The organism is Ruegeria sp. CDSC051, assembly GCF_059610665.1.
Genome location: NZ_JBXWOC010000003.1, coordinates 338520 through 352933 on the forward strand (window position 1 = coordinate 338520; position 14414 = coordinate 352933).

At 57.7% G+C, this 14414-nt stretch carries 13 protein-coding genes and 1 tRNA gene; 12 read left to right on the forward strand and 2 right to left on the reverse strand.

The genetic code is table 11. The features are described 5' to 3' along the window. Positions 1 to 109: 109 nt before the first annotated feature. The 7 genes from AC2FH0_RS09890 to AC2FH0_RS09920 all read left to right on the forward strand — a co-directional run bounded on the left by AC2FH0_RS09890 (position 110) and on the right by AC2FH0_RS09920 (position 8532). Positions 110 to 847, forward strand: coding sequence for an N-formylglutamate amidohydrolase (locus AC2FH0_RS09890; protein ID WP_496789224.1), 738 nt, complete (start codon positions 110 to 112; stop codon positions 845 to 847). A 77-nt stretch (positions 848 to 924) separates the two neighbouring features. Next, positions 925 to 1164: a DUF6868 family protein gene (locus tag AC2FH0_RS09895; RefSeq protein WP_496789226.1), complete on the forward strand. Its 240-nt coding sequence runs from the start codon at positions 925 to 927 to the stop codon at positions 1162 to 1164. 88 nt (positions 1165 to 1252) lie between these two features. Next, the gene (locus tag AC2FH0_RS09900; RefSeq protein WP_142637917.1) at positions 1253 to 1567 is read left to right on the forward strand and encodes a DUF1244 domain-containing protein; all 315 of its coding nucleotides are present in this window, start codon (positions 1253 to 1255) and stop codon (positions 1565 to 1567) included. Between the two features lie 286 nt (positions 1568 to 1853). Beyond that, positions 1854 to 3020 carry a beta-aspartyl-peptidase gene (gene iadA, locus AC2FH0_RS09905; protein ID WP_496789227.1) on the forward strand — a complete coding sequence of 389 codons (1167 nt, stop codon included), beginning with the start codon at positions 1854 to 1856 and terminating at the stop codon, positions 3018 to 3020. 55 nt (positions 3021 to 3075) lie between these two features. Then, on the forward strand, positions 3076 to 3963 hold the full coding sequence (locus tag AC2FH0_RS09910; RefSeq protein WP_142637921.1) for a cyanophycinase: 888 nt from the start codon (positions 3076 to 3078) through the stop codon (positions 3961 to 3963). 22 nt (positions 3964 to 3985) lie between these two features. Then, positions 3986 to 6781, forward strand: coding sequence for a cyanophycin synthetase (cphA, locus tag AC2FH0_RS09915; RefSeq protein WP_496789228.1), 2796 nt, complete (start codon positions 3986 to 3988; stop codon positions 6779 to 6781). A gap of 14 nt (positions 6782 to 6795) precedes the next feature. Further along, positions 6796 to 8532 (forward strand): Mur ligase family protein, encoded by a 1737-nt coding sequence (locus AC2FH0_RS09920; protein WP_496789230.1) that lies wholly within the window; start codon positions 6796 to 6798, stop codon positions 8530 to 8532. 285 nt (positions 8533 to 8817) lie between these two features. Here the strand turns inward: AC2FH0_RS09920 and AC2FH0_RS09925 are convergent, their stop codons facing one another. Together AC2FH0_RS09925 and AC2FH0_RS09930 are read right to left on the reverse strand one after the other, a co-directional pair. Then, on the reverse strand, positions 8818 to 9786 hold the full coding sequence (locus AC2FH0_RS09925; RefSeq protein ID WP_496702225.1) for an NAD(P)-dependent oxidoreductase: 969 nt from the start codon (positions 9784 to 9786) through the stop codon (positions 8818 to 8820). 646 nt (positions 9787 to 10432) lie between these two features. Then, positions 10433 to 10507 (reverse strand) — tRNA-Thr (locus tag AC2FH0_RS09930). Positions 10508 to 10590: 83 nt separating this feature from the next. Here AC2FH0_RS09930 and AC2FH0_RS09935 point away from each other — a divergent pair. From AC2FH0_RS09935 to hisD, 5 genes are read left to right on the forward strand one after another with little or no spacing between them, the layout of a single operon-like run. Then, positions 10591 to 10746 carry a hypothetical protein gene (locus AC2FH0_RS09935; RefSeq protein WP_496696796.1) on the forward strand — a complete coding sequence of 52 codons (156 nt, stop codon included), beginning with the start codon at positions 10591 to 10593 and terminating at the stop codon, positions 10744 to 10746. 6 nt (positions 10747 to 10752) lie between these two features. Next, positions 10753 to 12021, forward strand: a complete 1269-nt coding sequence (gene murA / locus AC2FH0_RS09940) for a UDP-N-acetylglucosamine 1-carboxyvinyltransferase (protein ID WP_496708851.1) — start codon at positions 10753 to 10755, stop codon at positions 12019 to 12021. Further along, positions 12018 to 12494 carry a DUF2948 family protein gene (locus AC2FH0_RS09945; RefSeq protein ID WP_281973613.1) on the forward strand — a complete coding sequence of 159 codons (477 nt, stop codon included), beginning with the start codon at positions 12018 to 12020 and terminating at the stop codon, positions 12492 to 12494. Before murA ends, AC2FH0_RS09945 begins: the two co-directional genes overlap by 4 nt. Beyond that, positions 12484 to 13005: a GNAT family N-acetyltransferase gene (locus tag AC2FH0_RS09950; protein WP_496789231.1), complete on the forward strand. Its 522-nt coding sequence runs from the start codon at positions 12484 to 12486 to the stop codon at positions 13003 to 13005. Before AC2FH0_RS09945 ends, AC2FH0_RS09950 begins: the two co-directional genes overlap by 11 nt. 60 nt (positions 13006 to 13065) lie before the next feature. Next, on the forward strand, positions 13066 to 14367 hold the full coding sequence (hisD, locus tag AC2FH0_RS09955) for a histidinol dehydrogenase (protein WP_496789232.1): 1302 nt from the start codon (positions 13066 to 13068) through the stop codon (positions 14365 to 14367). The last annotated feature ends 47 nt before the right edge of the window (positions 14368 to 14414 follow it).

Here is a 14414-nt window from a genome sequence, read left to right on the forward strand (position 1 = left end):
TCCTGAATTTGCGCGAATGTTACCGCAAACATCGACTCTGCCCGCTTATTGCGCAATTCCCTTTCCGAAGCAACTGTCCTAAACCTGCCGGAAACAACATGACAGGCTTATGACGTATTCTCCGTTTTTTATCCATGGCGCGGATCGCCCTTCCCGCTGGCTGATCACATGTGACCACGCGACCAATACTGTTCCACCGGGAATCAATGGTGGGGATCTTGGCTTGCCGCGTGAGGATATGGAGCGCCACATCGCCTATGACGTGGGCGCCTATGAAGTATCGAAACATCTGGGTGAAATTCTGAACGCGCCTGTGATCGCGGCGAATTTCTCGCGCCTTGTGATCGATCCGAACCGAGGCGAGGACGACCCGACTCTTGTGATGAAACTGTATGATGGGTCAATCATTCCCGGCAACCGTAACGCCGATGCGGATGAGCGCGAGCGGCGTTTGAACATGTGTTACCGCCCTTACCATAGGGCATTGGCTGAGCTGGCCGCACTGCCCCATGCGGTGATCGTGTCGATGCATTCTTTCACCCGGCAGTTGCGTGGACGCGAACCGCGTCCCTGGCATGTCGGTGTGCTGCACACTCCGGATGAGCGTTTTTCGCGCCCACTGATCCACCGGTTGCAGGCTGAAAAGGACCTATGTGTTGGCGTCAATGAACCCTATACTGGCGTTCTGCCGGGCGATGCGATCGACAAGCATTGCTCTACCTTTGGCCGCCCTAATGCGTTAATCGAACTGCGCAATGACCTGATCGCCGACCACGCGGGGCAGCGCGCATGGGCCGAACGTCTGGGAATTGTCCTGGAAGACGCCCTTTCGCAAAGCGAATTGTGACTTTTGGTGGCTGAGAGCCTGCGCACCATTGAGCGACCGCGCCCGAAACCCCATATATCAGGCGAAAGGAGGCGATCATGACGCAAGAGCTTTTGACATCTGTTTTCGGCTGGATGGCGGTGATCAACCTTGCTGTGTTACTGTTTTCGACCCTGATGGTCGTGCTGACGCAGGATTGGGCGGCTGGCATCCATAGTCGGATGTTCCGGATGGACCGCGCGGATGTGAAACGTGCGTATTTCAGGTATCTGGCCAATTACAAAATTCTGGCGCTTATCTTTTCCATCGTGCCCTGGCTGGCGTTGAAACTGGCCTAGCGCACTGAGGTGTTGCTGATGATTGAAACGGCCCGCTTGGGTTGTTAGGTCATCTTGAACATATTGGGCAAGCATCCGGAGCGAGAACATGGACCAGAAAACCGAAACCGAACTTCAGGCCGCCGCATTCCGCAGGTTGCAGCAGCACCTGATGGAAGACCGGACCGATGTTCAGAACATCGACATGATGAACCTGGCCGGATTTTGCCGCAACTGCCTGTCGCGCTGGTATCAGGAAGCGGCCAATGAACAGGGCATTGAGATGGACAAGGACGAAGCCCGTCAGATCTTTTACGGGATGACCATGAGCGAATGGAAAGCCAAGTATCAGACCGAAGCCAGCCCTGAAAAACAGGCGGCTTTTGAAGTCTCATTCGAAGAAAATGTCGGCAAAAAGAGCTGAACGTGAAAATAGAAAGGCCCACCATTCCGGCGGGCCTTTTCTCAGTGAGGCGACTGTCAACAAAGGTTTCACTGCCTCCGCTACATTCGCTTCTTACGGTTGTTCCGATCCGAAAGCGACTGGCGCGGCGAATTGCGCAAATGCCCAGCTTTACCTCAGCGCTCCTAAGATCTTGCCTTTAAGGCCTGCGCCCGACATTTACGCTTTCTCCGAATTAAGGGATGGTTCTTCTGCTGACTTTCAGTGCAAGAAAGGATGTCTTTGCTCTTACTGACGGGTATGAAACGTGTTGAAACTGATCAAGAATGCGCGGCTCTATACGCCTGAGCCTGTTGGTTTAGGCCATATTCTCACAGCAGGTGAACGCATTATTTACCTCGGTAGCACTCAACCCGAACTGCCGGATCCGCTTCAGGCTGAAGTCGTTGACGTCGAAGGTGCAGCGGTTGTTCCGGGATTGATTGACGGACACGCGCACATCACGGGCGGCGGCGGTGAAACCGGACCAGCCAGTCGGGTGCCGCCGATGGTCCTGTCCTCGTTCACCCGTGCCGGGGTCACGTCGGTTGTGGGGGTATTGGGGACGGACGATCTGACCCGCAACACGCAGACGTTGGTGCAGCAGGCCTATGGGCTGCGGGAGGAGGGGCTTTCGGCTTGGTGTCACACTGGTGGCTATCACGTCCCACTGACCACCCTGACCGGTTCCGCCCGGGGTGATATCGTGTTTCTTGACCCGGTTATCGGCGTTGGGGAACTGGCGATCAGTGATCACCGGTCAAGCCAACCGACAATGGACGAGTTTCTGCGGATCGCAAGTGAGGCGCATGTCGCGGGCCTGATGACCGGCAAGGCAGGGGTCGTGCATTGCCATATGGGCGACGGCGACAGGGGTCTGTCGATGTTGGAGCAGGCTATTGCGACCTGCGAAATTCCCGCACGCGTCTTCAACCCGACCCATGTCAATCGCAACAAACCCCTGTTTGAACAGGCCGTCGCGTTGGCGCGGCACGGATGTTACATCGACGCCACCGCGTTCCCCTGCGAACACATCGAGCCGGGCATTTCAGCCGCCGAGGCCTATATCCAATTCCGCGATCAAGGTGGCCGCGCGGACCGGTTCACCATCAGCTCTGACGGGGGTGGCTGCCTGCCGGCCTTTGACCGTGAGGGCAATCTGACACGGTTTGGTGTGGGGTTGTCCGACACTCTGCCTGAAACACTGCGCGACCTGACCGATAAAGGAATGCCTCTGTCTGATGCGCTTGCTCCGATGACCTCTAATGTCGCCGATCTGCTCAGGCTACATCGAAAGGGCCGTTTGAAAGTGGGTATGGACGCCGATCTGGTGGTTCTTGACGAAAACACCGCTGTGCGGCATGTGATGGCCCGGGGGGAATGGCATGTCCGCGATGGCCAGATAGCCCGGCGCGGCATGTATGAACAGATTTGAACGTCCGCGCGGTCCCCGGTGGCTGCCCGCTATAGCTCCGGAAGGTAGTTAAGATATGTGCCCTGCACCCATTGATGCAGAGACCCCGCGCGGGTTCATCATCCCGATCGGCGGTGGCGAAGACCGCGTCAAGGAAATGCAGATTCACCGCAAATTCGTGGAGCTGTCCGGCGGCGGCGATGCCGATATTGTCGTGATCCCGACAGCCTCGATGCTGGAAGAAACAGGGCCGGATTATAACCGCATATTCTCTGAGCTTGGAGCGGGTCAGGTTGAGTTCCTGCCCATCTCGCGTCGCGCCGATTGCGACAATCCCGACTATGCCGAGATGTTGGACCGCGCCACCGGGATATTCATGACCGGCGGGAACCAGCTGCGCTTGTCGGCGATTCTGGGTGGCACGCTTGTTGCTCAAAAAATCCGGCGCCGGAATGCGGCGGGGATACCGATTGCGGGAACCTCAGCCGGGGCGTCGGTCATGTCCGAGCATATGGTTGCAGGCGGCAGCAGCAATTCGGCCCCGGCTGAAGGCAATATCACTCTGGCCCCGGGCATGGGTTTGACCAATGCGGTCATCATTGACCAGCATTTCACGCAGCGTAACCGCCTGGGGCGCCTGTTAACCGCCTCATCTTTCAACCCTTTCCTGATCGGGCTGGGCGTTGACGAAGACACGGCGGCCTTCATTGGGCCCGATAACGTCCTTGAGGTAGTGGGCAGCGGAACGGTCACTGTGGTGGATGCCAGCCATCTGACGCATTCATCGATGTGGGATGCCCGTCGCGGAGAGGCGTTGAGCCTTCTGGGACTTCGGCTTGACGTTCTGGGCGAAGGGTGCCGTTATGATCTGACGGCTCGCCAGGCGTTTCCGCCGGATGAGCATATGGCGTTCTGTACATTGCCGGACCTGTCCGGGGACGAGGGCGCCGGCGGGGGAAAATAAAAACTAACCAACAGGGTGCCTCATGAAAATAATTTCGACCAACGTCTTTGTCGGCCCGAATGTTTGGGCAAGTTTTCCGGTTATTCGCCACGTTATCGATCTGGGTATTCTGGAAGAATGGCCTTCGGCAAAGATTGGTTCGGAATTTATCGACGCTCTGGTCGCGGCACTTCCCGGTTTGACAGAACATGGCTGTTCCTATCGCGAACCCGGCGGGTTCATCCGCCGCCTGCGCGAAGATGAAGGCACCTGGCTGGGTCATGTGCTGGAACATTGCGCTATCGAGGTTCAGAACGTAGCTGGTACGGATGTGACTTTTGGCCGAACGCGCGGCACTGGCGAACCCGGCCAATACAACATGGTTTATGAATACCGCCAGCGCGATGTCGGACTGGATGCGGGCAAGCTGGCGATGCGTCTGCTAATGCATCTGTTGCCACACTCCCTCAAGGACCAGGTGGATTACGACTTTGATCCAGATTTCAACTGGGATGATGAGTTACGCAGCTTTGTGCTGCGGGCGCAGCGCAAAGAATTTGGCCCCTCGACCGGCTCGTTGGTCAAGGCGGCACAAGAGCGGGACATTCCGTGGATCAGGCTGAACTCTGGCTCGCTGGTGCAGTTCGGACACGGGAAGTATCAGAAACGCATCCAGGCTACCATCACTTCTGAGACCAAACATATCTCGGTCGAGATTTCCTGCGACAAGGAAGATACCCACAATCTGCTGAACGATCTGGGTCTGCCGGTACCACAGCAGCGCATGGTCTATTCGGCACGCGAGGCGGCAAAAGCAGCGGGACGTATCGGGTTTCCTGTTGTCGTCAAGCCGCTCGACGCCAATCATGGGCGCGGTGTTTCGATCAATCTGAATTCAGAGTCCGAGGTCGAGGCCGGTTTTGCCGAAGCCAAGGAACATTCTCGGAGCAGGGCCATTCTGGTGGAAAGCTTCATCACCGGTTTTGACCACCGAATGCTGGTTGTGAACAACAAACTGGTTGCGGTGGCCAAGCGTGTCCCCGGACATGTCGTTGGCGACGGCACACACACGATTGCCGAACTGGTTGACATCGTGAACCAGGATCCGCGCCGTGGCATCGGACACGAGAAAGTGCTGACCATGCTGGAAATCGACAATCAGGCCAAACGCCTGATGGAGAATGCGGGCGTGACCGAAGAAACGGTGCTGTCGGAAGGCGAGATCTTCTATCTCCGTTCAACGGCAAATCTGTCGACGGGGGGGACAGCGATTGATCTGACGGATGTGGTGCATCCTGACAATCGTGACATGGCCGAACGCGCCATCATGGCGGTTGGATTGGATGTGGGAGGTGTGGATTTTCTGATCGACGACATCACCAAATCCTACAAGGATATCGGCGGTGCTATCGTCGAGGTGAACGCCGCCCCGGGCTTTCGGATGCACGTGGCGCCGTCCGAAGGTCAGCCCCGCGACGTGGCGGGCAGAGTGATCGACATGTTGTTCCCCGCCAATGAGGAAACTCGCATCCCGATTGCGGCGATCACAGGAACCAACGGCAAGACGACGACCTCGCGGATGCTGGGGCATATTATGAAAACCAGCAGCAAGACCGTTGGCATGACCTCGACCGATGGCGTCTATGTGGACGGTAAACTAAGCGTTAAGGGCGATATGACGGGACCGAAATCCGCACAGATCGTCCTGCGTGATCCGGCGGTCGATTTTGCGGTGATGGAAACCGCACGCGGCGGGCTTGTGCGGTCCGGTCTGGGCTATCAGCGGTCGAACGTGGCGGCGTGTCTGAATGTCTCGGCCGATCATCTGGGTCTCGGCGGCATAAACACGGTCGAGGAGCTGGCCGTTGTCAAGCGCGTGGTGGTTGAAAGCGCTGTGGATACTGCAGTGCTGAATGCCGATGACATCAACTGTCTGAAAATGGCCGACTACGCTCAAGCGGATCAGATTTTCTATGTCACGACCAATCCAGCGCACAGTCTGGTCAAGGAACATATCAAGGCCGGCGGCAAGGCTATCGTGCTTGAAAAAGGCATGAATGGTGACATGCTGACCATCTATGACAACGGGCTTCATATCCCGGTTCTGTGGTCGCATCTGATCCCGGCGACGTTGGAAGGCAAGGCAATTTTCAACGTCCAGAATGCGATGTTCGCCGCCGCGATGGCCTATAGTTTCGGCGTGGACCTAGATAATATCCGCCATGGGCTGCGCACCTTCGACACCAGCTATTTTCAGGCACCTGGACGGATGAATGTCTATGACGAACATCCCTTCAAGGTGATCCTCGATTATGGCCATAACCCCGCCGCGCTGAAAGCGATGGCGGCGCTGGCCGATCAGTTAGAGATCAAGGGCCGCAGGCTGTGCGTTGTAGCGATGCCTGGCGACCGGCGCGACGAAGATATTGTCGATGGGGCCGCCGCCCTAGCCGGACATTTTGATCATTTCATCTGCAAGGCAGATGACCGCCGTCGCGGACGCGGGCATGACGAGGTGCCGCAGATGATGCGTCAAGCCCTGATCGACAACGGCGTGGATGCCGCAGCCATCACGGTCATCCCCGACGAAGTCGAAGCGGTCAGTGCCGCGTTGGAACAGGCCGGACAGGGCGATCTGTTGGTGATCTTTGGTGATGACACAACGCGCTGCTGGAAACAGATCATCTATTTCAATTCTGATGGCGAAGAACCCGAGGTCGCACCTGTGGCAGCCCCCGCCGAAACCTCGTTCGAAGATATGTTCGAAGGCGACCAGAACCTGATCCGGGATGAGCGTGGCGTGCGTCTGGCCCGTGAAATCAGCGAAGACGCGGATTGAGCGGAGGCACCGGAATGGACCGGATCGAAGAGCTTGAGACCGCGCTGACAATAGAAAGCGCGACCGTTGACCATATTCAGGTGGATGACGCCCGGCGTCTGACCGGGCCGGGCCTGCTATGGAACCGACCCGGCGCGGTGATGGATGTTTTCTTCACCGATATCGACGCGACGCAGATCACCGACTTGTGGGAGAAGCATGCGCGCCGGGTTCTGGACGCACTGGGCTGGCAGGGACAGGGTCTGATCCACCGTACCTTTACGGGCGGTGTCAATCTGGCGATCTCGGCACCGATGGATCAGCTCTATTCCGGGATATTCGCAGCGCAAACCGCCTGGCATTTCTGTGCTGCAGAACTGCTGGCATCCGAGCCCGGAGATTTCGATCAGATGGTTGCGGATGTCAAAGGCGTCATGGAAATGGAAGCCAATCCCGCACTGATCGCCTTGATCGCCGCGGCTGAGGCGCATGGCGTGGATATCCTTTGCGATGATGACGAGGTGTCGATCGGGCATGGCACAGGCAGTCAGACTTGGCCTGTTGATGGGCTGCCCACCCCGGGTGAGGTGGACTGGTCTGCGCTGCATGATATCCCGGTCGCGTTCATCACCGGAACCAACGGCAAGACCACTACGACCCGGCTGCTTGAGGCTATCGCACGCGCTTCGGGCAAGGTCGCTGGGCTAACCTCGACCGAGTTTGTCCGCGTGGGCGATGATATACTGGACCGTGGCGATTACTCGGGCCCCGGCGGCGGGCGGATGTTGCTGCGCGATAAAAGGCTGGAGGTTGCCTGTCTTGAAGTCGCCCGTGGGGGCATCCTGCGCCGGGGTCTGCCGACCCGCGCTGCCACGGCGGCGGCTGTCACCAATGTAGCCAACGACCATCTGGGCCAATACGGGGTCAACACGGTGCCGGAACTGGCCCAGGCCAAATTCGCCGTACATCGGACATTGGCTGAGGGGGGCGTGCTGGCCCTGAATGCCGATGACGACTTTGTCCGTGCCGAGGCGAAGAATACCTCGGCGAATATCTGGTGGTTTTCGCTGGACGCGCAGAACGACCTGATCCGCCAGGCGCGCGATGCAGACAGGTGCTGCGCCTATGTACGGCAGGGTGATATCGTGTTTTTCGACGGTGCGGCGGAACAGGTGGTGATCGCAGTTTCCGATGTTCCCCTGACCATGGGCGGCGCTGCGAAATACAATATCCTGAACGCGCTAGCGGCTTTGTGCCTGGCTTTGGCGTTGGACTTGCCCGCTCAGGCGGCTCGGGATGGGTTGGCCGGGTTCAAACCAGACGCTAAGGATAATCCAGGCCGTTGCAACGAGTTCCGATACAACGGGGCACGGGTCTTTGTGGATTTTGCACATAACCCGCATTCGATTTCCGCCGTTTGCGATGCGCTGTCGAGCTTGCCAGCAAAACGGCGTTTCATCATGCTCAGCCATGCGGGGGATAGATCGGATCAGGATATCCGGGACGTAACCGCGACAGCGCTGAATTTCCAACCCGACGTGGTCGTCGCAACCGAGTTGGAAGGGTATCTAAGAGGCCGCGAGTCGGGGGAAGTTTCTGATCTGATCGAAAGGACAGCGTTGGAACATGGGTATGGTGCAGAACAAATACTCAGAGCCGCTTCGCCCACACAAGCCGCATCAATGATACTCGAAAAGCTACAACCGGATGATATCGCTTTGCTGCTGGTTCTGTCCGATCGTGACGCTGTTCTCGCTATGCTCGACGGGTAAGAACAGAGGCGCGTGTCGGGATCACAGAGAGGGCGTGTTAGGAAATCAGTTTTTGGGCGGTCGGCAGTCCACATTCGACGCCCTCACCCAATATCAATACGGCCCTATCGTATATCCGCCTCATCCTCGAATTTTTTGCTTTGCGCATTGCATCATACTGTCCCGCAATTCGAGGCCGAGTAAGCTGGTGCGACGCCGTTCAAAGGGCATTGAGCCCCTGATCATTGGCCGTTGGGGCAGGTATGATACCTGCCCTCAACTTGCTCGTGGCTGCCGGAACGGGCTCTAGCTGCCGGCTGAGACGTGCGACGAACCCTGCGGGATCACCTCGTATCCAGGCTCTTCTGGTTCGTCATCCGCCATTTCCGCAGGGAAGCCGGGGGCAAGGATGGAAAGACCGGTGGCGTCCTCTAACCGACGGATAATGTTGGGCGATAGCTCGCGATCGCCATAGCGTGCAATGCCGTCGTCAAAAATCTGGCAAATCAAGGGAGAGACTTCCAGCGGCACATTGTTTCGTTCGGCAATACTCTGGAACAGGCCCACATCTTTTTTCACCAGATCCATGGTGAATGAGATATCGCGCGAACCGTTCAGGATTACCTGGCTTTCGGTAACATGGGAAAAGCTGTTACCAGACGAAATTTTGATCGCCTCGTAGGCTGTGTTTAGGTCCATACCTGCAGCCTTCGCCGTCACCAACGCTTCGGCATTGGCGACCAGATGGACGGTGGCCAGATAATTGGTAAGTACCTTGAGCATCGAGGCGCTGCCAAGCTCACCAGTATGCAGGATACGCCGTCCCATGGTCTTCAGCAACGGCAGAACTCGCTCGAACGTTGAGCGGTCACAGCCCGCAAAGATCGAGATATTACCAGTGTCGGCGCGGTGGCAACCGCCAGATACCGGGCAATCGACTGCGGCACCACCGGCGGCGATGACGATACCGCCAAGGCGTTCGGCTTCGGCTTGGTCAGTGGTAGACATCTCCAGCCAGATCTTGCCTTCTTTCACCTCTGGCAGCATCTCCTGCATGACAGCGTCCGAGGCGGCAGGCGAGGGTAGGCAGGTGATGACGACATCGCAATCACGCATCAATGCTGCGGCATTTTCTGCCAACTTGGCACCCTTGGCCGCCGCCGCTTCCATCAAGTCGCGGTTTAGATCAAGAACCGTCAGGTCGATTCCGTTCCGCAAAAGGCTGCCTGAAAGCTTTCCGCCGACATTACCAAGTCCAATGAACCCTACTTTCATCTTCTATTCCTTCCGAGTGTACGAAAAATCCAAACAAACAGATCCGCTAGGTGAGCAGTCAATAAGCGATGTCCGAGCACAAGGTGCCACCGATCCCTTTGTCAGATGAACGACGTTGGAATCTGCAATAACGCCAAGACCGGCCGCGTTTGCCACGAAGTCGAAGCCAAGCGCCGGATTGGCCACGAATGCGGCAATTCTGACTTTCGTCGATGAGACGTCTGGTTTGATCAAGTCCAGATTTCCTGTTCGGATTTGAGACAATTCAAAAACTTGTATCGCGACCTGAGCCGCAAGTGAAAATGATAAAACAGGCTATCTACCACAAAAATTATTTGTCGCTAGATTAGATCAAACCCAATACCCATAGCTGGTTACGCAGCTTCGAGGCAGCGGCCCGACATTTGAACGCTTCGCATATCGATGTCGACCTGTTCAAAGCTTGGCTGCGTGGACAGTTTGCCCCGGATTAGGGATATGCGAGAGATGGTCAGGACAAAACTTGCGGCAGCCTAGCTGTACATGGTCGGCTACGTAGGTCAGCTTCGGCGGAGCCAGTGCGATATTGTCGAAACAAGGCATATCTCAACGTCATTTGCCCGCCCGTTTCGGAGCTTCAAAGAAAACCAGAGGTGCAAAGATGAGATGGTGCTGCTGGAGAGAATTGAACTCTCGACCTCTCCCTTACCAAGGGAGTGCTCTACCTCTGAGCTACAGCAGCGCTGTGGGCGGGTGATTAGACTCAAACGAAACGCGGCGCAAGGGTGTCTGGACGGTTTTTTTCGCCTCCTGTAGAGAAAGGTTATGGCAGATAAAAATACACCTAAAAAACACGGCAGATCCGGCGATGTGCGCGAAGAGCGGCTGAAAGCGGCGCTCAAGGCGAATATGGCGCGGCGTAAGGCGCAGGCTAAGGCGCGGGCAACCCAGAACGGCAAAGCCGACAAAGACGAGGGATAAGAGCAGATGGATTCGATTCTGGTGACAGGCAACGGGCCGCTTAAAGGTCAGATACCGATTGCAGGGGCAAAAAACGCGTGTCTGACGCTGATGCCGGCGACCTTGCTCAGCGAAGAACCGCTGACGCTGACCAATGCGCCTCGGCTGAGCGACATCAAGACGATGACGGCTTTGCTGCAGTCCTTGGGGGCCGAGGTGTCGTCATTGCAGGATGGTCAGGTGATCGCTATGTCCAGCCACGACCTGACCAGTCAGACGGCGGACTATGACATCGTGCGAAAGATGCGCGCGTCAAACCTTGTGCTGGGTCCTTTGCTGGCGCGGTTTGGGCAGGCGGTCGTTTCGCTGCCCGGGGGCTGTGCAATCGGCGCGCGTCCGATGGATTTGCACGTCGAAGGGCTCGAGGCGCTGGGCGCTGAGATTGAGCTTAAGGACGGGTATCTGCATGCCAAAGCTGTGGGCGGGTTGAAAGGTGCCGTGCATGAGATGCGATTTGCATCCGTGGGCGCGACCGAGAACATTGTCATGGCGGCCACGCTGGCCAAAGGCACAACGGTTCTGAAGAACGCGGCGCGCGAACCTGAAATTGTCGATTTGGTCGAGTGTCTGAGGAAGATGGGTGCTCAGATTTCCGGTGAAGGCACGCCGACCATCGAAATTCAAGGCGTAGACCGGTTGCATGGTGCCACTCATCAGGTGGTCACTGACCGGATCGAGCTGGGCACCTATATGCTGGCCCCGGCGATCTGCGGAGGCGAGGTCGAACTGTTGGGCGGGCGGATGTCTCTGGTGGAATCATTTGCCGGGAAACTGGATGCGGCGGGCGTGAATGTCTCGGAAACAGCAAACAGTCTTTTGGTCGCCCGCAAGAACGGGCGCGTCAAAGCCGTGGATGTCGTGACCGAGCCGTTCCCGGGTTTTCCGACCGACCTGCAGGCCCAGATGATGGCGCTGATGTGCACGGCCGAAGGTACCTCGGTGCTCGAAGAACGCATTTTCGAGAACCGTTTCATGCACGCCCCCGAATTGGTGCGGATGGGCGCGAATATCGAAGTGCACGGTGGCACGGCAACCGTGACTGGTGTCGAACGTCTGAAGGGCGCACCGGTTATGGCGACAGATCTGCGCGCTTCGGTTTCGCTGATACTGGCGGGGCTGGCTGCTGAAGGTGAAACAACTGTCAGCAGGGTCTATCATCTGGATCGTGGGTATGAGCATGTTGTGCGCAAGCTGGAAGGCGTGGGCGCCAAAATTGAACGGATCAAAGACCAATGACAGACGCAAGTTTCCACGATGGGCGTGAGGCTCCACTGAATCTGGGTGCAGAGGATGGGGATGACCTTCAGGTGATCTCGACTTTGACACAGGATGCGGTGTTCCCTGTATCCGAAATGACCTGGCACCCGTCGCAGCGCCGCTTTGGCCTGTTGCTGAACCGTTTCCGCTGGGAGGACAAGGATGCGGCCACGCGCCGGGGCCGTCCATTCGAAAGGGTGCAGTCTGTGCTGGTGTTCGCTTCCGTTCTAACCGTGGCCAGCCAGGGTATCGACCGTAGCGAGAAGGATTTGGTGATGTCCTTGCTTTCGGTCGATTTTGAACCCGGCGAAGACGGCGCGGGTCAGATTTTGCTTACATTGGCCGGAGATGGCGCGATCCGTCTATCGGTCGAGGCAATAGACGTCACGCTCAAGGATGTAACCCGCCCCTATCAGGCGCCTTCGGGGCAAGCGCCGCATCATGCAGAATAAGCGCGGTATCGCGCAGGCCTTCTCAGAACCACCCGCTGGTCTGATGTTGCGCCGCGCGACCGTGTTTGATGTCTTTGATCTAAGCCGGGTTCTGATCCGTTCGATCACGCAGCTGTGCGAGGCGGATCATGGCGATGATCCGCAGGCCGTTGCGGAATGGACCGCCAATAAAGACCCGGAGACCATTCGGGGTTGGGTCAAGGCCGGAGCGCAGATTTGGCTGGCCGAGCGCGCAGGTCAGGTTGCGGCTGTCGGCGGATTGCGTGAGGGCGGCGAGATCACGCTGCTCTATATCGACCCGGCTCATACCGGTCTTGGGGTGGGAAGCGCGTTGTTGGCCCGGCTGGAACAGGAACTGGCCGCTGCCGGTTGCACCGAGGCACAGCTTGAGGGGACACGGACGGCCCAGCCGTTTTATATCCGGCATGGCTGGAAACCGACTGGCGGCTGCGCGGCGCGCAAAAGCATATCCTGTTTTGAGATGCGCAAATCGCTGCACCCGGTGGACTGAGGGTTGAGGACAGCCCATCCCGGCGATATGACCCGGTGAAACGCTACGGAGTGCCAGATCATGCCCGTTTTCCTAAACACCAAGACGCCCGAGTTTGAAGCCGCTTTTCAAACCCTGCTGTCGGCCAAGCGCGAAGACAGCCCGGATGTTGATGCCATCGTAGCGCAGATCATTGACGATGTCCGTGCCCGCGGCGATGCGGCTGTGATCGAACTGACGGCCAAATTTGACCGGTTGGCGCTGACACCGGAAACGCTGACCTTTTCGGAAGAGGAAATCGACGCCGCCATTGCGCAGGTCTCGGACGCGGATCGTCAGGCGCTCGAACTGGCAGCCGAACGCATCCGGGCCTATCACGAGAAACAGATGCCCGCCGATCACCAATGGACGGATGAGGCCGGGGCGACCCTTGGCTGGCGCTGGTCCGCAGTGTCTGCGGCGGGGCTGTATGTGCCGGGAGGGCTGGCCTCGTATCCGTCGTCGGTGCTGATGAACGCGATCCCGGCCAATGTCGCAGGGGTCGAGCGTCTGGCTATCGCCGTGCCCACCCCAGACGGTCAGGCGAACCCTCTGGTCCTTTTGGCCGCGCGCCTGTCAGGCGTGACTACGGTCTATCGCATCGGCGGGGCGCAGGCGATTGCGGCACTGGCCTATGGAACAGATACAATCGCAGCGGTGGACAAGATCACAGGCCCCGGAAACGCCTTTGTCGCCGCGGCCAAGCGCCGTGTCTTTGGCAAGGTCGGCATCGACATGATTGCGGGCCCGTCTGAGATTTTGGTTATTGCTGACAAAGACAACGACCCCGACTGGATTGCACTGGATCTACTCAGCCAGGCAGAACATGACGAAAGTGCTCAATCCATTCTAATCACGGATAACGCCGATTTTGGACGGGCTGTGGCGCAAGCCGTAGACAAACGTCTTGAAACTCTCCAGCGCCGGGCGATTGCAGGTGCCAGCTGGCGCGATTTTGGTGCGGTGATCACTGTGGGCAGTCTGGATGAGGCAGCCTCTCTGTCGAACCGAATTGCCCCGGAACACCTTGAGCTATGCGTCGCAGATCCCGTCGCTCTGAGCGAAAAGACAATTCACGCAGGTGCAATCTTTCTTGGTCAATACACGCCCGAGGCAATCGGGGATTATGTTGGTGGGCCCAATCACGTCCTACCCACCGCCCGGTCGGCGCGTTTTTCTTCCGGTCTGAGTGTGATGGATTTCCTTAAACGCACGACTCTCAGCCAGATGACACCCGAAGCCCTGCGGGCAATCGGGCCAGCGGCAGAGCAACTTGCGCAGTCGGAAAGCCTTGAGGCGCACGGGCTGTCCGTGACCGCACGGTTGAAACGATTGAACGGTTGATCACCTATGGTCAGAGGGTCACACCTGCAATTACCTCATCCGATTTT

Bases quoted from the DNA above. Each gene is read 5' to 3' on its own strand.
- AC2FH0_RS09890 (WP_496789224.1), top strand. From the start codon at position 110: ATGACGTATTCTCCGTTTTTTATCCATGGCGCGGATCGCCCTTCCCGC.
- AC2FH0_RS09895 (WP_496789226.1), top strand. From the start codon at position 925: ATGACGCAAGAGCTTTTGACATCTGTTTTCGGCTGGATGGCGGTGATC.
- AC2FH0_RS09900 (WP_142637917.1), top strand. From the start codon at position 1,253: ATGGACCAGAAAACCGAAACCGAACTTCAGGCCGCCGCATTCCGCAGG.
- AC2FH0_RS09910 (WP_142637921.1), top strand. From the start codon at position 3,076: ATGTGCCCTGCACCCATTGATGCAGAGACCCCGCGCGGGTTCATCATC.
- cphA (WP_496789228.1), top strand. From the start codon at position 3,986: ATGAAAATAATTTCGACCAACGTCTTTGTCGGCCCGAATGTTTGGGCA.
- AC2FH0_RS09920 (WP_496789230.1), top strand. From the start codon at position 6,796: ATGGACCGGATCGAAGAGCTTGAGACCGCGCTGACAATAGAAAGCGCG.
- AC2FH0_RS09925 (WP_496702225.1), bottom strand. From the start codon at position 9,786: ATGAAAGTAGGGTTCATTGGACTTGGTAATGTCGGCGGAAAGCTTTCA.
- AC2FH0_RS09935 (WP_496696796.1), top strand. From the start codon at position 10,591: ATGGCAGATAAAAATACACCTAAAAAACACGGCAGATCCGGCGATGTG.
- murA (WP_496708851.1), top strand. From the start codon at position 10,753: ATGGATTCGATTCTGGTGACAGGCAACGGGCCGCTTAAAGGTCAGATA.
- AC2FH0_RS09945 (WP_281973613.1), top strand. From the start codon at position 12,018: ATGACAGACGCAAGTTTCCACGATGGGCGTGAGGCTCCACTGAATCTG.
- AC2FH0_RS09950 (WP_496789231.1), top strand. From the start codon at position 12,484: ATGCAGAATAAGCGCGGTATCGCGCAGGCCTTCTCAGAACCACCCGCT.
- hisD (WP_496789232.1), top strand. From the start codon at position 13,066: ATGCCCGTTTTCCTAAACACCAAGACGCCCGAGTTTGAAGCCGCTTTT.